The sequence below is a fragment of the Saccharothrix mutabilis subsp. mutabilis genome (assembly GCF_039521145.1).
In the GTDB taxonomy this organism is placed as follows: Bacteria; Actinomycetota; Actinomycetes; order Mycobacteriales; family Pseudonocardiaceae; genus Actinosynnema; species Actinosynnema mutabilis.
The window spans coordinates 140,608-165,306 of the sequence record NZ_BAAABU010000015.1; the positions used below are offsets into that span (position 1 = coordinate 140,608).

General features: G+C 72.6%; 26 protein-coding genes. 21 read left to right on the top strand and 5 right to left on the bottom strand.

Features of this window, described 5'->3' with window-relative positions; all coding sequences use genetic code 11:
• Nucleotides 1-43: 43 nt before the first annotated feature.
• Nucleotides 44-358 (bottom strand): ArsR/SmtB family transcription factor, encoded by a 315-nt coding sequence (locus tag ABD126_RS26935; protein ID WP_343936735.1) that lies wholly within the window; start codon nt 356-358, stop codon nt 44-46.
• A gap of 60 nt (nt 359-418) precedes the next feature.
• Here ABD126_RS26935 and ABD126_RS26940 point away from each other — a divergent pair, with 60 nt between their 5' ends.
• A complete protein-coding gene (locus ABD126_RS26940) occupies nt 419-1,456 on the top strand; it encodes a flavin-containing monooxygenase (protein ID WP_343936782.1) in 1,038 nt (345 codons plus the stop codon).
• 60 nt (nt 1,457-1,516) lie between these two features.
• Here ABD126_RS26940 and ABD126_RS26945 read toward each other — a convergent pair whose 3' ends face one another.
• From ABD126_RS26945 to ABD126_RS26955, 3 genes are read right to left on the bottom strand one after another with little or no spacing between them, the layout of a single operon-like run.
• Nucleotides 1,517-1,927, bottom strand: coding sequence for an arsenate-mycothiol transferase ArsC (locus ABD126_RS26945; RefSeq protein ID WP_343936736.1), 411 nt, complete (start codon nt 1,925-1,927; stop codon nt 1,517-1,519).
• Nucleotides 1,924-2,640, bottom strand: coding sequence for an MIP/aquaporin family protein (locus tag ABD126_RS26950; RefSeq protein WP_343936737.1), 717 nt, complete (start codon nt 2,638-2,640; stop codon nt 1,924-1,926). Before ABD126_RS26950 ends, ABD126_RS26945 begins: the two co-directional genes overlap by 4 nt.
• Nucleotides 2,640-3,329 carry an arsenate reductase/protein-tyrosine-phosphatase family protein gene (locus ABD126_RS26955; RefSeq protein ID WP_343936738.1) on the bottom strand — a complete coding sequence of 230 codons (690 nt, stop codon included), beginning with the start codon at nt 3,327-3,329 and terminating at the stop codon, nt 2,640-2,642. Before ABD126_RS26955 ends, ABD126_RS26950 begins: the two co-directional genes overlap by 1 nt.
• Before the next feature lie 86 nt (nt 3,330-3,415).
• Here ABD126_RS26955 and ABD126_RS26960 point away from each other — a divergent pair, with 86 nt between their 5' ends.
• The 15 genes from ABD126_RS26960 to ABD126_RS27030 all read left to right on the top strand — a co-directional run bounded on the left by ABD126_RS26960 (nt 3,416) and on the right by ABD126_RS27030 (nt 19,349).
• Complete coding sequence (locus ABD126_RS26960) at nt 3,416-3,592, top strand: hypothetical protein (protein WP_343936739.1); 177 nt, start codon at nt 3,416-3,418, stop codon at nt 3,590-3,592.
• A 23-nt stretch (nt 3,593-3,615) separates the two neighbouring features.
• The gene (locus ABD126_RS26965) at nt 3,616-4,287 is read left to right on the top strand and encodes an enoyl-CoA hydratase-related protein (protein WP_343936740.1); all 672 of its coding nucleotides are present in this window, start codon (nt 3,616-3,618) and stop codon (nt 4,285-4,287) included.
• A gap of 107 nt (nt 4,288-4,394) precedes the next feature.
• A complete protein-coding gene (locus ABD126_RS26970) occupies nt 4,395-4,811 on the top strand; it encodes a DUF6188 family protein (RefSeq protein ID WP_343936741.1) in 417 nt (138 codons plus the stop codon).
• Between the two features lie 349 nt (nt 4,812-5,160).
• Nucleotides 5,161-5,499 (top strand): hypothetical protein, encoded by a 339-nt coding sequence (locus ABD126_RS26975; protein WP_343936742.1) that lies wholly within the window; start codon nt 5,161-5,163, stop codon nt 5,497-5,499.
• Between the two features lie 154 nt (nt 5,500-5,653).
• Nucleotides 5,654-6,664 carry a phosphate ABC transporter permease subunit PstC gene (gene pstC, locus ABD126_RS26980; protein WP_343936743.1) on the top strand — a complete coding sequence of 337 codons (1,011 nt, stop codon included), beginning with the start codon at nt 5,654-5,656 and terminating at the stop codon, nt 6,662-6,664.
• Nucleotides 6,665-6,666: 2 nt separating this feature from the next.
• Nucleotides 6,667-7,791, top strand: a complete 1,125-nt coding sequence (pstA, locus tag ABD126_RS26985) for a phosphate ABC transporter permease PstA (RefSeq protein ID WP_343936744.1) — start codon at nt 6,667-6,669, stop codon at nt 7,789-7,791.
• Nucleotides 7,788-9,320, top strand: coding sequence for a phosphate ABC transporter substrate-binding protein PstS (pstS, locus tag ABD126_RS26990; RefSeq protein WP_343936745.1), 1,533 nt, complete (start codon nt 7,788-7,790; stop codon nt 9,318-9,320). The genes pstA and pstS overlap by 4 nt, the downstream gene beginning before the upstream one ends.
• Nucleotides 9,317-11,674: a hypothetical protein gene (locus tag ABD126_RS26995; protein ID WP_343936746.1), complete on the top strand. Its 2,358-nt coding sequence runs from the start codon at nt 9,317-9,319 to the stop codon at nt 11,672-11,674. Before pstS ends, ABD126_RS26995 begins: the two co-directional genes overlap by 4 nt.
• Nucleotides 11,675-11,871: 197 nt before the next feature.
• Nucleotides 11,872-12,858: a substrate-binding domain-containing protein gene (locus ABD126_RS27000; protein WP_343936747.1), complete on the top strand. Its 987-nt coding sequence runs from the start codon at nt 11,872-11,874 to the stop codon at nt 12,856-12,858.
• 71 nt (nt 12,859-12,929) lie between these two features.
• Nucleotides 12,930-14,453: an Ig-like domain repeat protein gene (locus ABD126_RS27005; protein WP_343936748.1), complete on the top strand. Its 1,524-nt coding sequence runs from the start codon at nt 12,930-12,932 to the stop codon at nt 14,451-14,453.
• A gap of 60 nt (nt 14,454-14,513) precedes the next feature.
• On the top strand, nt 14,514-15,662 hold the full coding sequence (locus ABD126_RS27010; protein WP_343936749.1) for a WxL protein peptidoglycan domain-containing protein: 1,149 nt from the start codon (nt 14,514-14,516) through the stop codon (nt 15,660-15,662).
• On the top strand, nt 15,649-16,311 hold the full coding sequence (locus tag ABD126_RS27015) for a hypothetical protein (protein WP_343936750.1): 663 nt from the start codon (nt 15,649-15,651) through the stop codon (nt 16,309-16,311). Before ABD126_RS27010 ends, ABD126_RS27015 begins: the two co-directional genes overlap by 14 nt.
• A gap of 26 nt (nt 16,312-16,337) precedes the next feature.
• Entirely contained in the window at nt 16,338-17,669 is a 1,332-nt protein-coding gene (locus ABD126_RS27020; protein WP_343936751.1) for a hypothetical protein, read from the top strand.
• Nucleotides 17,670-17,672: 3 nt separating this feature from the next.
• Nucleotides 17,673-18,545 carry a sortase gene (locus tag ABD126_RS27025; protein WP_343936752.1) on the top strand — a complete coding sequence of 291 codons (873 nt, stop codon included), beginning with the start codon at nt 17,673-17,675 and terminating at the stop codon, nt 18,543-18,545.
• Between the two features lie 9 nt (nt 18,546-18,554).
• On the top strand, nt 18,555-19,349 hold the full coding sequence (locus ABD126_RS27030) for a phosphate ABC transporter ATP-binding protein (RefSeq protein WP_343936753.1): 795 nt from the start codon (nt 18,555-18,557) through the stop codon (nt 19,347-19,349).
• Nucleotides 19,350-19,353: 4 nt separating this feature from the next.
• Here ABD126_RS27030 and ABD126_RS27035 read toward each other — a convergent pair whose 3' ends face one another.
• On the bottom strand, nt 19,354-21,357 hold the full coding sequence (locus ABD126_RS27035; RefSeq protein WP_343936754.1) for an NACHT domain-containing protein: 2,004 nt from the start codon (nt 21,355-21,357) through the stop codon (nt 19,354-19,356).
• Between the two features lie 206 nt (nt 21,358-21,563).
• Between ABD126_RS27035 and ABD126_RS27040 the strand changes: the two genes are divergently transcribed.
• The 5 genes from ABD126_RS27040 to ABD126_RS27060 all read left to right on the top strand — a co-directional run bounded on the left by ABD126_RS27040 (nt 21,564) and on the right by ABD126_RS27060 (nt 24,639).
• Nucleotides 21,564-22,400 (top strand): alpha/beta fold hydrolase, encoded by an 837-nt coding sequence (locus ABD126_RS27040; protein WP_343936755.1) that lies wholly within the window; start codon nt 21,564-21,566, stop codon nt 22,398-22,400.
• Nucleotides 22,401-22,496: 96 nt separating this feature from the next.
• Entirely contained in the window at nt 22,497-22,631 is a 135-nt protein-coding gene (locus ABD126_RS27045; protein WP_343936756.1) for a hypothetical protein, read from the top strand.
• Between the two features lie 160 nt (nt 22,632-22,791).
• Entirely contained in the window at nt 22,792-23,265 is a 474-nt protein-coding gene (locus ABD126_RS27050) for a GyrI-like domain-containing protein (protein WP_343936757.1), read from the top strand.
• A 2-nt stretch (nt 23,266-23,267) separates the two neighbouring features.
• Nucleotides 23,268-23,705 (top strand): hypothetical protein, encoded by a 438-nt coding sequence (locus tag ABD126_RS27055; RefSeq protein ID WP_343936758.1) that lies wholly within the window; start codon nt 23,268-23,270, stop codon nt 23,703-23,705.
• A gap of 172 nt (nt 23,706-23,877) precedes the next feature.
• On the top strand, nt 23,878-24,639 hold the full coding sequence (locus ABD126_RS27060; RefSeq protein WP_343936759.1) for a slipin family protein: 762 nt from the start codon (nt 23,878-23,880) through the stop codon (nt 24,637-24,639).
• Nucleotides 24,640-24,699: the final 60 nt, after the last annotated feature.

Genomic DNA, 24,699 nt, shown 5'->3' on the forward strand with positions numbered 1-24,699 from the left:
ACCTGGTTGGTGTCGAGGAACGCGCGCTCGTACTCGCGTCCCTTTACGGCGTGGGCGGGGTGGTGGTTGGTGGGCAGCAGGTGAGCAGGTGGGTTTGCAGTTCGGTCAGGGCTTGGGCGATGCCGGTGCCGTCGGCGCGGTAGTAGACGGTCTTGCCGTCGCGGCGGGAGGTGAGCAGGCCGCCCTCGCGGAGTAGGGCCAGCTGCTCTGACGCGGTGGAGTGGGCGATGCCCGCGCGTTCGGCGGCTTGGCCGACGGTCAGTTCGCCGCCGCCGGCGAACTGGAGCATGAGCTGTTGCCGGGTCTCGCCGGCCAGGGCTTTGAGGAAGCGGCGGGAGGCTTCGCCGAGTTCGGCCACGGCTCCCAGTGTGGCACATGTCGTCATTTCGGGAGGTTCCGATATTATCGACGTATGTCTATGGGTGATGTGCTGGTCGTCGGTGGTGGGCAGTCGGGGTTGGCTGCGGCGTGGGCGGTGCAGGCGGCGGGTGGTGTGCCGGTGGTGTTGGAGGCGGGTGAGCGGCCGGTGGGGTCGTGGGGGTCGTACTACGACAGCCTCACGCTGTTCTCGCCGGCGAGGTTCAGTTCGTTGCCGGGGTTGGGGTTCGGTGGTGATCCGGACCGGTATCCGCGTCGTGACGAGGTGGTGGACTACCTGGCGCGGTACGCGGAGTGGTTGGACGTGGATGTCCGCACGGGGCACCGGGTGGTGAAGGTGGGTGGCGGCTCGGGTGGGTTCGAGGTGGTGTTGGAGGACGGGCGGCGGTTGGCCGCGCCGGTGGTGATCGCGGCCAACGGCGGGTTCGGGCGGCCCTACCGGCCTGCGTTGCCGGGGCTTGAGCGGTTCGCCGGGTCGATCGTGCACGCCGCGCAGTACCGGAACCCGCAGGGCTACGCGGGGCAGCGGGTGGTCGTGGTGGGGGCGGGCAACTCGGCCGTTCAGATCGCGCACGAGTTGGCCGGGGTCGCGTCGGTGTCGTTGGCCTCGCGGGCACCGGTGAGGTTCGTGCCGCAGCGGCCGTGGGGGCGGGACGTGCACTGGTGGTGGCGGGTGACCGGGGTGGACGCCGTGCCGGTCGGGCGGTGGTTGCCCGCGCACTTCTCCACGCCCGTGCTGGACGCGGGGGTCTACCGGGCCGCGTTGGAGGTGGGGCGGCCGGACCGGCGGCCGATGTTCACCGATCTGGACGGCACGACCGTGACCTGGTCGGACGGGCGGCGTGAGCAGGTGGACGCGATCGTGCTGGCCACCGGGTACCGGCCGGATTTCGGTTACCTGGAGCCGTTGGGGGCGTTGGACGCCGAGGGACGGCCGCGCCACCGGGAGGGCCTGTCGACCACGCACCCGGGGTTGGGGTTCGTGGGGTTGGAGTGGCAGCGGACGCTGGCGTCGGCGACGTTGCGGGGGGTCGGGCGGGACGCCCGGTTCGTGGTCTCACGGTTGCGGCGGCGGTAGGGCCGCGCCGGGGTCGAGGTGTGCTGCCGACGACGGGCCGGCAGCACACCTCCGACGTGGTCAGTCCTCGGTGTCGAGCAGTTCGGAGAGCAGGGCGCGGACGCGGCGGTCGATGTCGTCGCGGATCGGGCGCACGGCGTCGAGGCCCTGGCCGGCCGGGTCCTCCAGCTCCCAGTCGAGGTAGCGCTTGCCGGGGAAGACCGGGCAGGTGTCGCCGCAGCCCATCGTGATCACCACGTCGGAGGCTTCCACGTCCTCGGTGGTGAGTTTGGACGGGACCTCGGCGGTGATGTCCAGGCCCAGTTCGGCCAGTGCCCGCGCCGCGGCGGGGTTGACCTGGTCGGCCGGGGCGGAGCCGGCGGAGCGGACGTTGACCCGGCCCAGCGCGTAGTGCTGGAGCAGGGCGGCGGCCATCTGGGAGCGGCCGGCGTTGTGGACGCAGACGAAGAGGACTTCGGGCTTGGTGCTCAACGGGGCTGTCCTTCGGTGTCGAGTTGATCGGTGACGGTCGCCCCGCTCGTGGTCGGAGCCGGGTGGAGCACCCGCACCAGGAGGACCGCCAACGGGACGGCGATCAGCTGTGCGAGCACGTACGCGGGGACCGACGAGGGTGCGATGCCGGCGAAGGTGTCGCTGAACACGCGGCCGATCGTGATGGCGGGGTTGGCGAAGCTGGTGGAGCTGGTGAAGAAGTACGCCGCGCCGATGTAGGCGCCCACGGCGGCCGGGGCGAGCGTGGCGCGGCCGGTGCGGACCAGGGAGAAGATCACCAGCAGCAGGCCGGCGGTGGCGACCACTTCGGACAGGCCGTGCGGGAGGGTGGCGCGGTCGGTGGTGGAGATGCTGACGGGCGCGAGGTCGAAGATGGTGTTGGCCAGGACCGCGCCGCTGACGCACCCGGTGATCTGGGCGGCGGCGTAGGCGGGGACGTCGCGCCACGCCAGGCCGCCGAGCGCGGCGTCGGCGAGGCTGACGGCGGGGTTGAAGTGCGCGCCGCTGACCGGGCCGAAGATCAGGATGATCGCGTAGAGGCCGACGGCGGTGGCGGCGGCGTTCTCCAGCAGTTGGAGGCCGATGTCGTGGGGGGACAGGGATCGCGCGGCGATGCCGGAGCCGATGACCAGCGCGGCGAGCAGGAGGCTGCCGAGGTATTCGGCGAGCAGCCGGTGGGACAGGGGGCGCATCAGGGCTCCTGGGGCGTGCGCGTGGCGGGGACCAGGCGGTCGACGCGGTCGGCGAGGTCGAGGTAAGCCTGTCGGAAGGCGTCGGGCGTGCCCACGGCCGCCGGGTCGGGGACCGACCAGTGCAGGCGTGCGGTCGGGTCGCCGCCGAGTTCCTCGTGGGCGCTGTCGCACACCGCCACGACCAGGTCGTCGGGCTGGAGCACGTCGTCGAGGTGGTGCGTGCGGGCGCGGGTGAGCGACAGGCCGTGGGCGCGGGCGGTCTCGACCGCGAGGGGGTGGACGCGCTCGGCGGGGCGGGTGCCGGCGCTGGCCACGGGGATGCGGCTGCGGCGCTTCCACAGCGCGGCGGCCAGCTGCGAGCGCGCGGAGTTGCGGCTGCACACGAACACCACCCGGGGGGCCTCCCGCTGCCCGGTGGGGGTGAGGTCGGCCAGCACGCCGGGCAGCAGCCGCAGGTAGGTGCGGCGGTGGTCGCCTTCGGAGCGGAACTTCTCCACCACGCCGGCCTGTTCGAGCAGCTTCACGTGGTGCGCGAGCAGGTTGCTGGGCAGGCCGAGGGCGCGGCCGATCTCGCCGGGGGAGGCGTCGCCCAGCAGCAGGTGTTCGACCACGGCCAGCCGCGCGGGCTCGCCGAGCGCCGCGTGCACGCGGGCCCGGGCCACCAGGTCGGGGTGCCAGTCAGTAGTCATTGACTCAATGATGCTTGAGTGGTGGGTGTGGAGTCAACCGCTCGGTGGGGTTGACCCCGGTGCTCCGCTCAACGACCATTGACTCAATGAGTGCTGACTGTGGCTCGGTGTACCACCACTTCCCGGGCGGCCGGGCGCAGTTGATCGACGAGGCGGTGGCGCTGGCCGGGGACTTCGTCGCGGGTCTGATCGAGACCGCCGCCGAGGAGATCCACGACCCGCTCGCCCGCGCGCTGCGCGATCGACCCGAGCCGCAGCAGTGACCGTTCAGCACGAAGGAGCCGCCATGCCCACGCTCGACCGCCAGGACGAGGTGTTCGTCCTCGACCTCGGGGACACCGAGAACCGCTTCCACCCCGACTGGATCGCCTCGGTGAACGCCGCGCTGGACGAGGTGGAGCGGGCCGAGGGGCCGCGCGCCCTGGTCACCACCGCCACCGGCAAGTTCTTCTCCAACGGCCTGGACCTCGAATGGCTCATGGCGAACGGCGAGCAGTACCTGGGGTACGTCGTGTCCGTGCACGACCTCTTCGCGCGGGTGCTGTCGCTGCCGGTGATCACGGTGGCCGCGTTGCAGGGGCACACCTTCGCCGCCGGGGCGATGCTGTCGCTGGCCCACGACTTCCGGGTGATGCGCGCCGACCGCGGTTTCTGGTGCCTGCCCGAAGCCGAGATCAACATCCCCTTCACGCCCGGCATGTCCGCCCTCATCCAGGCGCGCCTGAACCCGCAGACCGCGCACGAGGCCATGACCACCGCCCGCCGCTACGGCGGGCACGACGCCCTCGCCGCCGCCGTGGTCGACCACGCCGTGGACGAGGACGCCGTGCGCGCGACCGCGATCGGGATCGCGGTGGCCCAGGTCGGCAAGGCCGGCCCCACGCTGGGCACCATCAAGTCGCGCATGTACGCACATGCCCTGGAGGCGCTGCGCGACAAGGACACCCCGCTCGGCTGACACCCGGACGACCGGGCCGGCCCATCGGGACCGGCCCGCCCCTTCTTCTGAAACGTCGTCACAGGCGAGGGGCCACGGCCGACACGAGGCATCGATGAGGAGTGCGAGTGGTGGCCCGATTGAATTTCCGCAGGAGTTCCGAAGGGGGCGTGCACCTCGAATGCGCGGGATTCGACGTCCTCCAGCTTCGGATCGACTGGGCGGTCACATTTGTGATGGGGGACCAGGAGCGGAGCCTTGAGGTTCGCGTCGAGGGGCCGTTTGAGTTGAGGACGGCCGGGGCTGTGACGCGGATTCGTCCGGAGGGAGATGCGGTCGACCTCGCACCGGTCCTCGGCTTGGTGCGGCAGTCGGTCGAAAACGTGGATGTCTTCCGCGAAGGGCTCCTGGTCATCGGCTTCGGCTGTGGTGCGACTCTGTCCGTCCTCGCGGGTGACGGGTTCGAGGCCTGGCAGATATCCGGCCAGTCCGGCGTGATGTTCACGGGCGATGCGGATGGCGGGTTCGTCACCTGGGGGACCTGAGGAGTCCGGCGATTCACCCGCTCTGGACGGGGTAACCGGTGGCGGTGCACAGCACCGGGGTCGTCGGAGGGGGTGCCTGGCCGGATGAGTCCGCAGCCGAGCGTCGCCGCGTCCAGCCGTGAGGTGGACGAGGACGGTGTGCGCCAGCCCTCCGGCGAGCTGCACGCCTGGCTGCCGGCATCGGGGTTTCGGTGTGGCTCCGCGTGGCCGATTGGTTGTCGTGCGTGACGCTGTTCGCTGTGAGGATGATGGACACGCGCCGGCCATCGGTTCTTTTTCTCGCGTCCACCCTCGAAACTGAGCATTCGCGTGACGTCGGGGGGCGGGCCAGTGATGGGAGAAACCCCCGATGGCGGTCGCGCGTTTTCAGATCTACCGTTCCGCCCCGGCCGGGGTGACGTGGCGCTTCCTGTCGGCCAACAACCGCAGCCTCGGGCAGGCGGTCGGCTCGTTCCCGAGCGTCGACGCCTGCGCGCTCGCGGTGGCCCGGCTGCGGGAGTCGCTGGCAGGCAGCACGCCGGCCGTGGCCAGGGACACCCAGCTGTGGTCGTGGCGGCTCCGGCTCGGGGCCGCGGACGTGGCCGTGTCCAGCCGCAAGTACCACCGGAGGGTGCAGGCGCAGCACGCCTGCCGCAGTTTCCTCGAACTGGTCGTCGAAGCGCCCGTCGCGACCGCGGAGCATTTCTGATGCGGAACGCCGACCATTGTTCGCGGCGCTGTTCGGCGTACCGGGCACCAATTCGCGTCGGGCGTTCGTCCGTTGTTCACGAACCGATCCGGGTCCGGCCAACTGGGCGGGTTCTGCTTGCGCCCGAACCGATCGGAACTCGGAGCCGCCGAAGATGACGCTTCTCATGGACGCGCCGCCCGTCGCGCCACCGGACGAGCCGCGCCGCAGGGTGACCGCGCCCGGCGGCGTGGACCGGGTGTTCCGGCTGCTGCTGCGGTGCGCCGGACTGGCCGTGCTCGCCGTCATGGCGACCGTGGGGCTGTTCCTGCTGACCCAGGGCGCGGAGGCGTTCTCGGCGGCGGGCTTCGACTTCCTCACCACGCAGGCGTGGGAACCGGACTCGCTGAACTTCGGCATCGCCGCCGTCCTGGTGGGCACCTTGCTCATCGCGTCCGTCGCGCTGGTGGTGGCGTTCCCGCTGGCGCTGGGCGTGGCCCTCTACATCTCCGAGTACGCGCCGCGCCGGCTCAAGCGGGCGCTGACCAGCATGGTCGACCTGATGGCCGCGGTGCCCAGCGTCGTCTACGGCCTGTTCGGCTCGGTCTACCTCCAGTGGCAGGGCGTCGACGTGCCGCGCTGGCTGTCGCTCCAGTTCGGCTGGGTGCCGTTCCTGCACGTGGACGGCGTCGACCCGACCGACCCGCTGGCCACCGACGCGGCGTACGTGACCTCGACGTTCTGGGCCGGGCTCATCGTCGGGTTCATGGTCATGCCGTTCATCTGCTCGGTGATGCGCGAGTCGTTCACCCAAGCACCGCAGGGAGAACGCGAAGGCGCCTACGCGCTGGGCGCGACCCGCTGGGGCATGGTCCGCAGCGTCGTGTTGCCGTTCGGGCGCGGCGGCATGATCGGCGGCACCATGCTGGGCCTGGGCCGCGCGCTGGGCGAGACCATCGCCGTGGCCATGATCATCGCGCCGGTGTTCGCCATCCAGACCCAGATCCTGGGCAGCGGCGGCAACTCCGTGTCGGCGCTCATCGCCCAGCGCTGGGGCGCGGCCAGCCCGTTCGGCCTGTCGGCGTTGATGGCCGCCGGCCTGGCGCTGTTCGTGCTCACGCTCGTCGTGAACTTCGCGGCGTCGGCGGTCATCGCGCGCAGCCGCTCCGGGCAGGGGAGCGACTGACGATGACCGAACTCCGCCGCGTGACGCGCACCCGCCGGGGCGCGGACGTCGCCGCCGTGCTGGGCGCCCTGGCGTCGGCCGCCGCCCTCACCGGCCTGCTGTTCGACCAGATCGCGCCGTTCTCCGGCGTGGTCGCGTTCATCGCCATCGCGTACCCGATCTTCCTCGGGCTGTACGCACTCCTGGTGTCGTTGGACGACAACGCCTTGGCGGTGCGCGACAAGCTGGCCAGTGCCGTCGTGCACAGCCTGGCGTTCCTCGCGCTGGCCGCGCTGCTCACCATCGTGGCCTACCCGATCATCATGGGCTTCGACGCCTTGGGGCACCTCAACTTCTTCACCGAGGACATGGCGGACGCCGGCACGCTGGACCCGCTCGACCTCGGCGGCGTCCTGCACGCGGCGGTCGGCACCCTGGAGCAGATCAGCATCGCGTTGGTCATCACCGTGCCGATGGGCCTGACGTGCGCGGTGTTCCTCAACGAGACCCGGGGCTGGTTCACCCGCCTGGTCCGCACGGTCGTCGAGGCCATGACGGCCCTGCCGTCCATCGTGGCCGGCCTGTTCGTCTACGCCTCCCTCATCCTGGTGGTGGGCTTCGAACGGTCCGGTTTCGCGGCGGGCTGCGCGATCAGCGTCATGATGCTGCCGATCATGATCCGGGCGGCGGACGTCGTGCTGCGCCTGGTCCCCAGCTCCCTCAAGGAAGCCTCGTTCGCGCTGGGCGTGGGCCAGTGGCGCACGGCGTGGCACGTCACGCTGCCCACCGCCCGGTCCGGCCTGACCACCAGCGTGCTGCTGGCCACCGCGCGCGGCATCGGCGAGACCTCGCCGGTGCTCATCACGGCAGGCTTCACGCCCTTCCTGAACTGGAACCCGTTCGCCGGCTCGCAGGTGTCGCTGCCGCTGGCCACCTACCAGCTCGTCACCTCGTCCGAACCGACCATGAAGGAACGCGGGTTCGGCGCGGCGGCCGTGCTGATGGGCCTGGTGCTGGTGCTGTTCGTGCTGGCCCGGGTGGTCGGCGGGCGCGGCCCCGGCGAGCAGTCCGCGCGCCGGGCCCGCCGCCGGGAGCGCCAGTCGCAGTCGCACCTCCGCCGCATCCAAGCCGTCCAAGGAGTGTCATGACCAGGACCACCCTGGCGGTCCTCGCGGTGCTCGGCGTGCTGCTGGGCACGACGCCGTCGGCCGCCGCCCAGAGCTACACGCCCATCAGCGGCGCGGGCTCGACGTGGAGCTACAACGCGCTGGACCAGTGGCGCAAGAACGTCGTGCAGTACGGCATGCGGATCAGCTTCGCCGGCACCGGGTCCAGCGACGGCCGCAACCAGTTCCGCGCGGGCCAGGTGGACTTCGCGGTCTCCGAGATCCCCTACGGCCTGGAGGACAACGGGAAGAAGGAAGCCTCGCCGCCGGCGGGCTCCTTCGCCTACATGCCGATCGTGGCCGGCGGCACGTCGCTGATGTACAACCTCAAGATCGGCGGCAAGCGGGTCACCAACCTGCGGCTGTCCGGCGAGGTCGTCACCAAGATCTTCACCGGCGCCATCACCTCGTGGGCCGACCCGGCGATCGCCCGCGACAACCCCGGCCTCAAGCTGCCCAACCGCAAGGTCGTGCCGGTCGTGCGGTCGGACGGTTCGGGCACCAGCGCCCAGTTCACCGCGTGGATGGCCGCCCAACACCCCGCCGTGTGGGACGACTTCTGCCGCCGCGCCCAACGCGCCACCCCGTGCGGGTTCACCTCCAACTACCCGCTCATCGCGCCCGTGGTCGGCCAGAACGGCTCGCTCGGCGTGGCCAACTACGTGCGCCAGGAGGGCAGCGAGGGCTCGATCACCTACGTCGAGTACTCCTACGCCCGCAACGCGAACTTCCCGGTGGCCAAGCTGCTCAACGCGGCCGGCTACTACGTCGAGCCGAAGGCGACGGCCGTGGCGGTCGCGCTGCTCAAGGCCGGCATCCGCGAGGACCTCACCCAGGAGCTCGGCCAGGTCTACGCCAACCCCGACCCGCGCAGCTACCCGATGTCCAGCTACAGCTACATGATCCTGCCCGTCGTCGAAGGCGGGAAGTTCACCAAGGACAAGGGCCGGACGCTGTCCGACTTCGCCTACTACTTCCTGTGCGAGGGCCAGCAGCAGGCCGACCGGCTCGGCTTCTCGCCGCTGCCGATCAACCTGGTCCGCGCGGGCCTGGACCAGGTGGCCCGCGTGCCCGGGACGACCCGGCAGAACAAGGACATCGGCAAGTGCAACAACCCGACCTTCTCCGCCGACGGGTCCAACACGCTGGCCAAGAACGCCCCCATGCCGCCGGACTGCGACAAGCAGGGCGCCGCGCAGTGCACGGAGGGCACCGGCGGCGCGGCGGAGGAGACCGACACCGGCGGCGGGTCGGACACCCCGCGGGCCGACGCCGCGCAGCAGACCGACGCGCCCGCCGCCGCCGAGACCCCCGGTGAGCAGGCAGCGGTGGACGACCCGAAGACCGCGCGCCGGTCGGTGCAGGGCGCTTCGGCGGTGCCGGTGTCGGTGGACGTCCGCGACGACGACACCACGTTGCCGGTCGTGATCGCCGCCGTGCTGCTGGCCGCGCTGGTCGTGGGTCCGCCGCTGGTCGCCAGGCACCTGCGCAGACGGGACGGGAACGGATGAGACGCCTGCTGCTGGCCGCGCTCCTGGTCCTCACCGGCGTCGCCGTGTGGCCGCCGGCCGCGACCGCCCGAAATGATCCGCCCCAGACCGACTCGGCGCAGACCGTGTCCGGGTCGGGGGAGTTCGCGGACCTGAAGATCACCGTGTCCCAGACCCGGGGCCTGATCAACCAGACCGTCCGCGTCAGCTGGACCGGCGGCACGGAGACCGGGCCGGTGGGCCGGTTCGCCACCCACTACCTCCAGGTCATGCAGTGCTGGGGCGACGACCCGGCCGGACCGACCCGCGAGCAGTGCCAGTTCGGCGGGCTGGACGCGCAGAGCGGCCTGGGCCTGGGCGACTACACCAAGAGCCGCCAGATCCGGTACCACAACCCCAGGGACCCGGCCGAGACCGGGGAACCGCCGGCCGACGGCGCCGCCTACGCCCCGTTCCGGCCGGTCACGGGCGAGCCGACGACCAGCTTCGGCAAGTACTTCGACGGCGGCACCACCAACGAGGTGCCCTTCGCCAAGACCCGCCGCGACGGCACCGGCGACCTCGACTTCGAGGTGCAGACCGCGCTGGAGGCCTACGGGCTGGGCTGCGGGGCGGTCCGCGCGGACGGCCCGGACCAGGGCAAGCCCCGGCACTGCTGGCTGGTCGTCGTCCCGCGCGGGGACACCGAGGTCAACGGCCGCAAGCCCGGCGTGGACCACACCTCCAGCAACCTCGACTCCTCGCCGCTGAGCGCCACCAACTGGAAGAACAGGATCCAGGTCAGGCTGGAGTTCCAGCCGGTGGGCCGGGCGTGCCCGATCGGCGTGGAGGAGCGGTCGCTGACCGGGCACGAGTTCGTCGCCGACGCGGTGGCGCGCTGGCAGCCCGCGCTGTGCGCCGGCGGCGGGACGGTGTTCGGGTTCACCCAGGTGCCCGACGGCATCGCCCGCGACCAACTCGCGGGAGCCGACCCCGGCATGGTCCTGCTCAGCGAGCCGCAGTCGCCCGACCAGGCCACCCGGCCCGTGGTGTACGCGCCGGTCGCGGTGTCCGGGTTCGCCGTCGCGTTCGTGCTGGAACGCCAGTCCCGCGGCCCCGAGGTCGAGCCGGACCCGGCGGTGTGGGGCCGGGACGGGCAGCTGATGACCGAGCTGAAGCTGACCCCGCGGCTGGTCGCGAAGCTGCTCACCCAGTCCTACCGGGACGTCGTGCCCGGCGGCCCGGACCACCTCAAGGGCAACCCGCGGCGGCTCAACGAGGACCCGGAGTTCCTCGACCTCAACCCCGAGTACCGCGCGTACGGGGTGCTCATGAACGCGCTGGACATCCTGTCGCCCTCGACCGACCTCGACGCCGTGACCGCGCTGTGGACGTGGATCGACGCCGACCCGGACGCCCGCGCGTTCCTCAACGGCGCCCCGGACCCGCACGGCATGGTGGTCAACAGGAACTACCGGGGCCTCGCGCTGCCCGTGCCCAACTTCCCCAAGCAGGACCTGACCTGCGTGGACCTGCCCAAGATCGGCCCGGAGTGCGCGTTGCTGCTGCGCCCGCTGGCCGCCGACCTGCACGAGGCCGGCCGCGCGATCAGCCGCGGCGACACCCTGGGCAAGACCCCCAACGGCCTGCCCGACCCGGCGGACCCGGCCAAGCCCGGCTACTCGCGGGTGCCGCGCCAGCCCATCGGCGAGCGCAGCCTGCTGGCCGTGGTGGACACCGCGACCGCCGCCCGCTACGGCCTGCCCACGGCCAAGCTGCGCAACGCGGCGGGCAACTTCGTGGCCCCCGACGACGCCGGGCTGGCCGCCGCGCTGAACGAGCTGACCCCGACCGCGGTGCCGGGCGTGCGACGGGCCAACCCCAAGGCGACCGGGTCCGGCGCGTACCCGTTGCCCAACGTCACCTACGCCGCCATCGCACCCTCCACAGTGGACAAGAAGCGGGGTGCGGAGTACGCAGAGTTCCTGCGCTACGCCACCGGTCCGGGCCAGACCCGGGGCGAGGCGGCGGGTCGGTTGCCGCTGGGCTACCTGCCGCTGCCGGACCCGATGCGCAAGCAGGCCGCCGACGCCGCGACCGTCGTCGAGCGCGACGCGGGCAAGCCGCTGCCCACCGAGGCGGCGGAAGCCGTCGCGCGCCCGACCACCGCGACCACCCGACCCACCCAGGCCCCGGCGTCCGCGCCACCACCGCCACCGGCCGCGCCGGCGCCCACCCCGACGTCGGCCACCCCGGTCGCGGAGGTCCGGGCCACGCCGGCGCTGCCGGTCACCTGGGCGCTGCGGTACCTGCTGGCCGGCCTGCTGGTGGCGGGCGGCGTGGCGACCGCGGCCGGACCGGTGCTGCTGCGCCTGGGCGGCCGACCACCCGGATGACGTCCGCCGACCTGTCCGCCCGGCGACCCGGCGCGCGACACACGTGAGGAGAACACGAGGGGGAGGTGAGGCACCCGCCCGACCCGCGGGAGTTGCCGCTCCAGCGGGACGGACAAGCACCGAGCCGGTGCGCCAACACCGGCACCCGTGTGCGGACACCAGTCCGCGCACACTTCGCGGAGAAAAGGATACATGCAGTGAGCAGGAAGCGTTTGCTCTGCGCGGCCTTCGCCGCCCTGGCGACGGCGGCCCTGGTGGCCTCCCCGGCCCAAGCCGACCCGACCGGCACGCCCACCTACCGCGACATCGCCGTCGTCGGCTCGGACACCACCCAGACCGTCATGAACGGCCTGGCCGACGCCATCACGGTGGACGGCGTCAAGCGCCTGGGCTCCTACGACGCCCGCGGCAGCGAGACCATCAAGACCAAGGAGACCGGCTGCGTCATCACGCGCCCGGCGTCCTCGGGCGCCGGCGTCACGGCCCTGGTCGCGTCGCAGGAGGCCGGTGACGGCTGCGTGCAGGCCGCGCGCACCTCGTCGAACAACTCGGCGAACTACGCGGGCAAGAACCTGACCTACGTGCCGTTCGCGGTCGACGCCATGACCTACGCCGTGCGCAGCGACAGCACCCTGAGCAAGAAGCTCACCACGGCGCAGCTCAAGTCGATCTACAACTGCACCGCGCCCGGTTCCGGCACCAACTTCAAGCCGCTGCTGCCGCAGTTCGGCTCGGGCAGCCGGGACTTCTTCCTCAAGCAGCTCGGCCTGTCCAACACGGCGAACTTCACCACCCAGTTCCCGTGCGTCAGCGACGTGGACGTCAACGGCGAGCCGATCCAGGAGCACGTCGGCACCTACCTGACCGACACCAAGCACATCCTGCCGTACTCGATCGCCGTCTACCTGTCCCAGGTCTACGGCACCGCGCCGGCCGCGCAGGGCAAGGCCGTGCTGGCCACGTTCAACGGCATCGCGCCGTCGCAGCTCAACACCGCTTCGACGTTCAAGCGGGACGTCTACAACGTCATCCCGTCCGCGAAGGTCACCGACCCGCAGTACGCCCAGATCTTCGTCGGCTCGTCGTCGCTGATCTGCGCCAACCAGAACGTGATCAAGCAGTACGGCTTCGGCATCAGCGAGAACTGCGGCTCCACGCAGCTCGTCACCCCGCCCGCTCCCTGATCCTCTTCTCCTCGAAAGGCACGATCGTGCGCGCTAACACCGCAATCCGTCGCCTGCTCGGTGGCGCCGCAGTGCTCGCAGCCGCGGCTGCGACGACCCTGGGCGCCGCGGGCGCCGCGCTGGCCGCCCCGCCCGCCGGCAACCTGGGCACCCTGTCGATCAGCAAGACCAGCGGCACCGACGTGGAGGCCCCGTCCTACACCACCTCCGCCGGCTGCGCCGCCGACTCCGACGGCTACAACCTGTTCGTCTACGGTCCGGGCGGCTTCGAGAACGGCCTCATCGGCACCACGCCGACCGACGTCGGCTTCTCCACCTCCGGCCCGATCACCGTCGTGCAGGGCCTGTCCTTCAAGGACATCGCCGTGGACAACAGCACCACCGTCCAGCCCGGCGTCTACACCATCGCCGTGAACTGCGTGGACCTGTTCTCGGGCGAGGTGAAGGGCACCTTCACCCGGACCGTGACGTTTACCAGCGCCACCCAGTGGACCGCCGTGGACGCCGTCTCGACCTCGACCGCGCTCGCCGTGTCGCCGAACGCCCCGGTCACCGAGGGCACCCCGGTCACGCTGACCGCGACCGTCACCCCGGCCTCGGCCACCGGCACCGTGCAGTTCAAGGACGGCGCGGGCAACCTGGGCGCGCCGGTCGCCGTGTCCGGTGGCGCGGCCACCTTCACCACCACGCTGCCGCAGGGCGCCCGCGCGTTGAGCGCGGTGTTCACCGGTTCGGCCGCGCACATCCAGGGCTCCACCTCGCCGGTGGTGTCCTACCAGGTCAACGCCCCGGCGGCGATCACCACCACGACCGCGCTGGCGGTCACCCCGAGCGGTTCGGCCGCGCAGTACAGCCCGGTCACCCTCAGCGCCACCGTGGCCCCGGCCGGCGCCGCCGGTTCGGTGCAGTTCCTCGACGGTGCCGCGAACCTGGGCAACCCGGTCCCGCTGTCCGGCGGCAACGCCACGCTGAGCACCTCCACCCTCGGGGTGGGCGCGCACAGCTTCTCGGCGCGCTTCGTCCCGGCGAACGCGGGTGCGTACGAGCCGTCGCAGTCCGCGGCCGTGGCGCTGGAGGTCACGCCGTTCGCCGGTGTCACCGCCTCGGAGACCATCACCACCGAGGTGCTCGCCGGTGAACTGCTGATCAGCGTCGCCAACCAGAACGTGGTGCTGCCCTCGCCGGTCATGGCCGCCGACGGCTCGCTGCTGACCACGTCCGGTTCGCTCAACCCGATCACCGTCACCGACACGCGTGCCGGCAACCCGGGCTGGAACGTCTCCGGCCAGGTGACCGACTTCGCCAGCGGCACCAACGCGATCAACGGCGCCAACCTCGGCTGGAGCCCGAAGGTCGTCGACAAGTCGCCGGTGCAGAACATCACCGCCGGCCCGGTCGTCGAGCCCGCCAACGCCCTCGTGCCCGGTGCCGCGGCGCCGGCCGGTCAGGGCCTGGCGTCCTCGCGCACGCTCGCCACGGCGGCGGCACTGGGCGGCAACGGCACCGCGAACCTCGGGGCCGACCTGGCGCTGAAGGTGCCGACGTCGACCCTCGCGGGCACCTACACCGCGATCCTGACGCTCACCGCCATCTGATCCACCGGCCGGGGCGGGCGTGGGTGCCCGCCCCGGCCACCCTCCAGTGAGGACAGTGCTATGAAGCGGATCCGGCTTCGGGCGGCGGCATACGGCCTGCTCGCGGTTGCGGCGCTCGGCCTGGGGCAGCCGCTGCCCGCGGTGGCGGCAGGCGCGGCGGGCGGCTCGGCGCTTGGCCCGGCGGGCGGCGTGGCGCTTGGTTCGGTGGGCGGCGTGGCGCTTGGTTCGGTGGGCGGCTCGGCGCTTGGTTCGGTGGGCGGCTCGGCGCTTGGCTCGGCGGGGGCGGGCGGCTCGGCGGGGGTGGGTGGTCCGGCGACGTTCGGTGTGCGCCCTGCGACCGCGGAAGCGCCGGACACCCGCAACAACTTCAGCTACAGCGCCACCCCCGGCGCGGTGGTGCGCGACCACGTGGCCGTGTCGAACGTGTCCCACGACCCGGTCACCCTGCGCGTCTACGCCTCCGACGCCTTCAACACCCCCGACGGCGGCTTCGACCTGCTGGCGGCGGGCAAGGACCCGGTGGACGTCGGCCGCTGGTCGGTCCTGGACACCACCCAGGTCCACCTCGCCCCGCGCAGCACGGTGATCGTGCCCTTCACGCTGAGCGTGCCCACCAACGCGTCCCCCGGCGACCACACCGGCGGCATCGTCGCCTCCCTGACCACCGAGGCCGCCGGCGCGGACGGTCAGCGCGTGGCCGTCGAGCAGCGCGTGGGAGCCCGCGTCTACCTGCGGGTCTCCGGCGACCTCGACCCGGCGCTGAGCATCGAGGACCTGAGCGCGTCCTACGACGGCTCGTTCTTCGGCCGCGGTGACACGACCGTGAGCTACGTCGTGCGCAACTCCGGCAACGTGCGGCTCGGCGGCAAGCAGAGCGTTCGCGTGGAGACGCCGTGGGGCACCTCCGTCGACGCCCCGAACCCGGGCGATCTCCCCGAGTTGTTGCCCGGCAACACGTTCCGGGTGACGACCGTCGTGCCGGGCGTGCTGCCCGCCGGGTGGCTGACCGCTCGCGTGCACGTCGAGCCCGTCGCACCCGCCGGCACCGAGCCGCCCGCGTCCGTGGACGCGAGCGCCGGCACCGCTGCCGTGCCGTGGCTGCTGGTCGTGGTGCTGCTGCTGGTGCTGGGTTTCGTGCTGTACCGGCGGTTGCGCCGTCCCCGTGCTCCCGTCGCGCCCGAGCCGGAGGCCGAGCATGTGGCTGCGTAGTGCGGTCCTCGGACTGCTGTTGTTGCTGCCTGGCACTGGCCTCGCGCAGGCCGCGCCGCTGGGCGGGCTCGTGGTGACGCCGGGCGAGTCCAAGGACGCCGCTCCCGTGCGCCTGGGCACCACCGCCGGCTGTCCGGCGCAGTCCGCCGGGTACTACGCGACCATGCGTGGTGCCGGGCTGCCCGCCGAGGGGCTCGTGATCGTGCCGAACGGTGACGTCGGGCTGTCCCACAACGGGCCGTTCGAGGTGCCGATGGCGTTGACGTTCAAGGACTTCGCGGCCGACAACAACGTCACCTTCAGCGGGCGCTACGACATCGTCCTGCACTGCATCGATCCGTTCACGCAGGAGAGTCACGGCGAGTTCACCGGCACGCTGGACTTCGTCGAACCCGCCCGGTACGTGGCGGTCGGCACGGCCAAGGGTCCGCAGCGGCCCAGCACACCCCTGATCGTGCCCGCCGATCCGCCCGTCGGCCAGCCGTCCGACACCCCGCCTCCCGCGCCCGAGTCCACGCCCGCCGCTGCCGCTCCGGCGGAAACCGGTGGCGGACAACCGTTCCTGCACATCGCGACCGGGGTCGTCGGCGGGGTCGCGGCGATCGCGGCCGGGTCCGCCCTGCGCCGCCGCCGTTCGCCGACCGACTGAAGCCCCTGAACACGGAGGAAGATCCCATGCGCAAGCGCCAACTGGTGGCGGCCACGGCGGCGGTACTGGCCGCGGTCGGCACCGCGGTGGTCCTCGCGGCGGCACCCGGCCAGGCCGAACCCCCGGTGGCGACGCTGGGTTCGCTGGCCGCCACCCCGGCCACCGGCCGTGACGTGCAGGCCCCGACCTACCAGACCTCCGCCGCGTGCTCGGCCGACTCGGACGGCTACAACCTGTTCGTGCACGGCCCGGGCGGGTTCTCCAACGGCCTGCTCGCCGCCGGGTCGACGGACGTGGGCTTCTCCAGCACGTCCCCGTTCACGGCCGTGCAGCAGTGGTCGTTCAAGGACATCGCGCTGGACAACAGCACCACCATCACGCCCGGCAAGTTCACCGTGGTGCTGAACTGCGTGGACACCTTCACCACGGAGGTCAAGGGCACCTTCACCACGGACCTGTGGTTCACCGACGCCACGCACTACCAGGCAACCGACCCCACCGCCACGACCACCACAACAACAACGACAACGACCACCACGACAACGGATCCGACAACCACCACCGAGCCCACGACCACGACGACCGAACCGACCACGACCACGACCACGACCGAACCGACCACCACGACGACCGAACCGACCACCACGACGACCGAGCCGACGACCACAACCACGACTCAACCGACGACGACCACCACCGAGCCGACGACCTCCACCACGACCACGACCACCACCACGACGTCGAACCCGAGCCAGTACGCGCTCACCGTGGACCGCCAGAGCGGCAAGGACCTCGACGCCCCCACCTACACGACCTCCACCGGGTGCACCACCGACTCGGCCGGCGTCTACCTCGACATCGTCGGCCCCGGCGCCTTCGCGAACGGCCTCGTCGGCAGCGCCACCACGGACGTCGGCTTCTCCACCACGAACCCGATCCCGGTGGTGCAGGGCCTGACCTTCAAGGACATCGCCGACGACGCGCAAACGACGATCCAGCCCGGCGACTACACCGTCCGGGTCCACTGCGTCGACGCGTTCGGCGTGACGGTCCTGCGGACCTTCAGCGTGGGACTCAAGTTCACCAGCCCCACCGAATGGGCCGTCGTCGGCCCCGTCCAGACCACCACCACGACCCCGGCGACCAGCGGCTCCACCACCACGACCACAACCACCACCCCGTACGCCGAGCCGACCACCGACCCGACCCAGACCGCGGTCGACACCGACCAGACCGGTGCCACCCAGGCCGGCGGCCTCGCGGACACGGGTGTGGACGTCGGGTTCGCGGTGCTGCTGGGAGTGCTGCTGGTGGCCGCCGGCGGTCTCGCCTTCGTCACCGCGCGCAGGAAGGCCTGACCCGTGACCCAGGCGGTGCAACGACCCGCACGGCGGCCCGGCTTGCGGCTGGCCGGGCAGATGGCGGCGATCCTCGGTGCCCTGCTGCTGTGTTTCGTCGCCCAGTTCGCCGCCCTGGGCACGCTCGAACACGACCGCGACCAGGCTCGGGCCCACGACGAGCTGCGGACCCTGCTGGCCAACGCCACCGCCCCCGTCGCCGCTCTGGACGACGAAGGCCGGCTGCTCGCCACCGGCACCCCGGTCGCGATCCTGGAGATCCCGCGCCTGGGCGTCCGGGAGGTCGTGGGGGAGGGCACGTCCGCGCGTGCCCTCAAGTCCGGTCCCGGCCACCTGCGCGACACGCCGCTGCCCGGACAGGAGGGCTCCAGCGTCCTCCTCGGCCGGCGCGCCGGCTACGGCGGTCCTTTCGCGCAGCTCGACCAGCTCAAGCCCGGCGACCAGCTCACCGTCACCACGGGCCAGGGCGTGCACCGGTACGTCGTGCAGGGGGTGCGGCGCGCCGGCGACCCGGACCGGAACGTCCCGCAGGCCGGCCGGGGCCGGTTGACCCTGGTCACCGCCGACGGCCCGTACTTCCTGCCCACGGACGCGTTGTGGGTCGACGCCCGGCTGACCACGCCCGTGCAGCCGAGTTCCGGCGCGGTGCCCGCGTTCGCGGTGCCGGACAACGAGCGCGTGCTGGCCGGCGACGCCGACGCCCTCGTGCCGGTGGCGCTGTGGACGGTGGTGCTCGCGGTGGCCGCGCTCGCCGTCGTCGCGCTGCACCAGCGGGTCGGGCGGTGGCACGCGTGGGTCGTCGGCGTTCCGCTGCTGGGCGCGCTCGGGCTCACGCTCGCCGACCACGCCGCCCCCCTCCTGCCCAACCTGATCTGAGGAAGTCCCATGACGCTCACGATGACCGCCGTCGCCGCCCTGGACGCGAGATCCGTCTCCGCCTGGTTCGGCGACCGCAAGGTGCTGGACCGGGTGTCCCTGGCGATGCCCGCCGGTTCGGTCACCGCGCTGATCGGGCCGTCGGGCTGCGGCAAGTCCACGTTCCTGCGCATCCTCAACCGGATGCACGAACTGGTGCCCTCGGCGTCGCTGGCGGGCGAGGTGCTGCTGTTCGGCAGCGACATCTACGACGCCGGCCGCAAGCTGACCGAGGCGCGCCGCGAGATCGGCATGGTGTTCCAGAAGCCCAACCCGTTCCCCGCGATGTCCATCTACGACAACGTGCTGGCCGGCCTGAAGCTCACCGGCACGCGGGCGCGGCGGTCGGAGAAGGACGCGCTGGTCGAGGAGTGCCTGACCAAGGCGGGCCTGTGGAACGAGGTCCGCGACCGGCTGCGCCAACCCGGCGGCGCGTTGTCGGGCGGCCAGCAGCAGCGGCTGTGCATCGCGCGGTCCCTGGCCGTGCGCCCCAAGGTGCTGCTGATGGACGAACCGTGCTCCGCCTTGGACCCCACGTCGACGCGGCGGATCGAGCAGACCATCGCCGAACTGGCCCACGAGGTCACCATCGTGATCGTCACGCACAACATGCAGCAGGCGGCGAGGGTGTCCCACCAGTGCGCGTTCTTCCTGGCCGAACAGGGAACCCCCGGCGTGATCGTGGAAGCCGGCCCCACCAAGACGATCTTCGACGCGCCATCCGACCAACGCACGGCGGACTACGTCCACGGCCGCTTCGGCTGAACCGTCAGGTGCTCAGTCGCTGTTGCAGCTCCAGGTGTCGGAACTGGTACACCATGCCGAACTGCCGCAGCACTTCCAGGCGGTGCGCGTCGGACAGGAACGCGTTCAGGCGCCAGGGCAGCTTTCCCCTCAGGGACAGCCAAAGACGTGTCGGGAGGTAGGTCATCCACGCGGTGAACGTGCTGCACGCCATCGGCCCTCCGGTCACAGCGCCGCCGGCGCCGGCCCAGAGGGCGGACCGCGGGTCGCCGGTCGCGATCCACACCGCTCCGGCCACCACCAAGCCCAGGATGACCCCGAACATCGAGCTCAGCGCTACGCTCGCCGTGCGGTCTCGCCGAAGCGTTCCCGCGGGTGTCCGGGCGCGCGCCGGTGCGACTGTGCGGTCCACGCCCTCGAACGTCCGCAGCCACGCGCCGGCGACGGTGCCCACCAGCAGGCCGGCCAGGGTCGAAGCCGAGACTCCGGCGACCACGCCCACGAGCGGTTGACGGACCGGCATCGAGATGGCGGTCGGGGCGAGGAGCAGCGCCACCGCCCACGCCGTCAGGACCATGAGACCACCTCGGCGAAGGCGGCTCGCCAGCTTCGACCAGTCGGGGAGGGGGCGGAACACCGCGCCGTCCGCGCCACCCGGGTACTGCCGGATGCGCATCGCGGTGTAGCCGGCGCAGAACGCCGGCCCGAACAGCACTCCGGCGATCAGACCGAGGCCGATTCCGCCGGCCCGTTCGCCCGGGAGCGCCGCGACGGCGGTCCACGCCAGCCCCACCAGCAGTCCCAAGCCCGTTTCCAGAGCGCCGCGGGGCAGGGCGTGGTGGAGTTCCCACCAGGCGAAGTTCGGCGTTGAGCGGTGTTGCAGGTGGGTGGCCAGGAAGGTCAGCCAACGTCTGGGCGCGGGGCCTCGGTGGCGGGGTCGCCGGGGCGAGCCGGCCGGTCGGGGGCGGTCGGCGTAGACGTCGGCCACGAACGCGTCCAGCAGGTACGCGCGTACCGCCGGCTCGTCCGGCAGGTCGGACAGCGCGGCGGGGTCGGGCACCGCACGCGCGAGGGCCAGCATCAGCGGAGAGGTCAGGGCCGTGGCCACGGCCGGGTTCGCCATCACCGGCTGCCAGCGCGGATCCAGGTGTTCGACAACGGTCGACGGTGCGACGCCGGCCGCCCGCACCGCGTCCATGCCGACCAGGGCGTCCAGCGCGGGGTCCGGACGGCTGGTCAGCACCAGCGGTGCCGTCGGACCCCACTGGGCGTTGAGCGCCTCGACCGCCAGTCGCCGCTGCGGAGCGGCCAACTCGTCCAGACCGTCCAGGACCGGCAGAACGGCGCCGGACGCCACCAGGAGCGCGCTGCCCGCGGCACCGTAGTCGGAGGCCAGGCGCTCAGCGAGCCAGTCGCGGAAGCGGCGGCGTTCCGGGTCCCAGCGGGCCAGGGACAGCGGAACGGGGACGGGATCGTCGCCTCGTCGGTGGTCGAGCACGTCGAGGGTCAGCCTCACCGCCAGCACCGTCTTGCCGGAACCGCCCGGACCGACCACGGCCAGCCGCCGTGACGACGAGAGGAACGCCGTGACGACCTCCTCCACGCTCGACTGTCCGTCCACTGTGGACCATGCCACCGGCAGGGCGTGCAGCAGGTGCCGTTCGACCCATTCCTCGTACCACTGCTCGCGGACCGAACCGGCCAGCCGCACCCGCGCGTCGTCAAGATCCACTGGAGAGCCCCTGCCCGCCGCACGCCGGACCGCCACGACGACGAGCACCACCAGGCCGACCGCCACGGCGACGAAGACCGCGCTCACCAGCCCCCCGGTCACCCCGAACCCCGAGGCCCGGTACACCGACAGCCACACCGCCGACCCGCAGACCAACGCCAACACACCGGCCGTGACACCGATCCACCGCCCGTCGATCCGCACACCCTCGATGTGGACCGCGTCGATCCGCCCCGCCTGCACCACAGGCCCGGAAACCGGCGCGGTGACCTCGTTGAGCACCTCGTCGCCACTCACCCAGGCTGTGGTGCGCCACGGTCGCGCAACGCCCCACCCCCTCCCGACACGCGAGACGGCACTCTCCGGGTCCACGACCACTTCCTGCGCAAGGGAGGCCAAAATATTGCACTCGGCGGCCTCGCGGTCCGTACAAGTGCGGCCACCCGACGCGCCGACGTCCCCGACCCCGCCCACCCCCACGGACTCGCCCTCGGAGGCACCCCATGACCGAATTCCCCGCGGCCCGAGCCCGGGTGGAAGCCGGCCCCGCCGCCGTGCCACCCCGCACCGCGACCCTGGTGGTCGACGACGGCACCGTGATCGCCCACCACCACTGGGACCCCGACCCCGGCACCGACCCGAACCCGGTCCCGGTCGTGCTGCACCACGGCTTCGCCGCCGACACCCTGGTCGACTGGGCCGGTCGCGGCACCGTCGCCGCGCTCACCGCCGCCGGGCGCACCGTCGTCGGCGTCGACGCCCGCGGCCACGGCATGTCCCGCAAGTCGCCCGACCCGGCGCGCTACGGCGAGCCGCGCATGGCCCGCGACCTGCGGGCCGTCATCGCCGCCCTCGACGTGCCCGCCGTGGACCTCGTCGGCTACTCCATGGGCGCCATCGTCGCCTTGCTGACCGCCGCGGAGGAGCCGGCCGTGCGTCGGCTGGTCGTCGGTGGCGTCGGCGCGGGCGTGGTCGAGGTCGGCGGTGTGGACACCCGCGTCCTGCCCAACGACCTCCTGGCCGCGGCGTTGCCGGCCGAGGACCCCGGCGCCCTGCCGCCCGGGGTCGCGGGGATGCGTGCGTTCGCGGAGGCGCTGGGAGCCGACCTGCCCTCCCTGGCCGCGCAGGCCCGGGTCGTGCACCAGGGCGGGATCGACCTCGCCGCCATCACCGCCCCGACGCTGGTCGTCGCGGGCGACGACGACCCGCTCGCCGCACGCCCCCACGTCCTCGCCGACGCCATCCCCGGCGCCCGGCTCCACGTGGTGCCCGGCGACCACGGCACCGCGGGCGGCGATCCCGCTTTCCAGGCCGCCATCGTGGACTTCCTGCGGGGATGACGCCTCCGCTGCCCGGCGACCGTGGATCGGTGTTGTGGTCGAGACCCGACGACCCGCCACCGGAGGAGCAGGACGCTGAACGTCATCGTCATCGGGGTGGCCAGGCGGGCCTCGCCGCCGGCTACCACCTGCGTCGCGGCCCCGGGCGACATCGTCGCCGTCCCGCCCGTCCCCGCCAAAGCCGCCGTGGCGCACCCCGCGCACGAGTTCGGCGTGCCCGTCCGGCGCTGAACCGGGGCCCGGCGACTCCATCACGTGGTGTGCGGGGTGTCGGTCTCACCCGAGGCCCGACCAGGGCCGGAGGTCCCGGGTCCCGGGCGTCGGACGGCCCTGTCCGGGGCGGACCGGCGGACACACCCTGGGAGTAAGGCACCCTGGTTGGAGTCCCGTGATGCGAACCCATGAGATCCGCACCCGCACCCGGACCGAACAGCCCACCGCGGTCGCCACGGCGACGCTGTCCGTGCCGGAGATCGGCCCGTGGCTGGGGCGGACCTACGCCGCCGTCGCCGCCGCCCTCAACGCCCAGGGCCTCCGCCCGGTGGGACCGCCGTTCGCCCGCTACCACGTGCTGGGCGGCGGTCGCCACGAGGTGGAAGCGGGGTTCCCCACCTCGGCCCCGGTCGCGCCGGCGGGGGAGGTGCGGCCGTCCGCGCTGCCCGGCGGCGAGGCCGCCGAAACGGTCCACACCGGTCCCTACGACGAGATGGAACCCGCCTACGCGGCGCTTGCCGCGTGGGTGCGGGACCAGGGCGGTGAACTCGCCGGGGACGCTTGGGAGGTCTACCTCAGCGACCCGAACACCCAGCCGGACCCGGCGACGTGGCGCACCGGGATCGTCCAGCCCTACCGACCGGCGGTCTGAACATGCCGTTCGCCAGGGGTGATCGGGACTGCCGCGACCCGGCCGACGACGGCGGCGCTCCCGGAAGGGCGCGGGTCGCCACGACGCTCGGCGCACCACCGCCCGCCGACCCGTCGCGCCGAGCCGGCCGCGCGGGTTCGCTGCCGGAACCCGCGCCACCGCCCGCCGACCCGTCGCGCCGAGCGGGACGCGCGGGTTCGCCGCCGGAACGGCGGACCCCGGCCGCGGTGCCGCCGGAGTTCCGCCTGCGCTACATCGCGATGCGGGCCGCGGAGTTCACCGCGATCCTCGACGACCTCCACCGCCGGTACGCGGAGCTGGAGACCGACACCGCGCTCGGCCTGCGCGCGGTGGTGGAGCAGGCCGCCGCGGCGGCGCACGACCTGGCGGTCAGCGCCCACCGGGCCGCGGACGCGCTGTCCGGGGGCGGCGGCCCCTGAGCCACCACCAACGGCGGCCCGCCCGACGACACCCGCCGACCGCGCCGGTGGTCACCGCGACCCGGACGGCGATGGCGTTCGGCCCGTCCCGACGGGGACCTCGGGCTCTGCGCCGGGGAGCCGGGCGCGCGCACCGTGGAGGTGGACGGCCATCCGATGACGGGAGACGGCGATGAGCAACCTCGGAATGGCGATCGTGCGCCAGTACGAGCGGGGAGTGGTGTTCCGGCTGGGCAGGCTGCGCGGCGTGCGCGAGCCCGGCTGGCGGTTCATGATCCCGCTGGCGGACAGGATGCGGAAGGTCAGCCTGCGGACCGTCACGATGCCCATCCAGTCCCAGCAGGTGATCACCAAGGACAACGTGTCCATCGGCGTGGCCGCGGTCGCGTACTTCCGCCGCGTGGACCCGGTCCGGTCGATCGTCGAGATCGAGAACGTCGAGGCCGCGATCAGCCAGATCGCGCAGACCACCGTGCGCAACGTCGTCGGCCGGTCGCCCCTGGACCACGTGCTGGCCGAAACCGAAACGCTGAACGAGACCATCAAGAAGATCCTCGACGTGACCACGGAGCGGTGGGGCGTGCTCGTCGAACTGGTGGAGCTGAAGGACATCGAGCTGCCGCAGTCGATGCAGCGCGCGATGGCGCGCGAGGCGGAAGCCGAGCGGGAGAAGCGCGGCAAGATCATCGCCGCCGAGGGCGAGGCGCTGTCCGCGGGCAAGCTCGCCGAGGCCGCGGACGTGATCGCGCGCCACCCCATCGCCCTGCAACTGCGCAACCTCCAGGTGCTCGGCGAGATCGCGATCGAGCGGAACTCGACCATCGTGTTCCCGGCCCAGTTCCTCGACAGCGTGCGGGCGGTGTCGGGCTTCCTCGAACGCGAGGGCGTGAACGGTCACGTGGCCGAGGTGCCCTCCGTCCGGGTGGCGCCGTAGCGACCGCCCGACCCCCGCCCCGCCGACCCCCGCCCCGCCGACCTCCGCCCCGCGGAACCG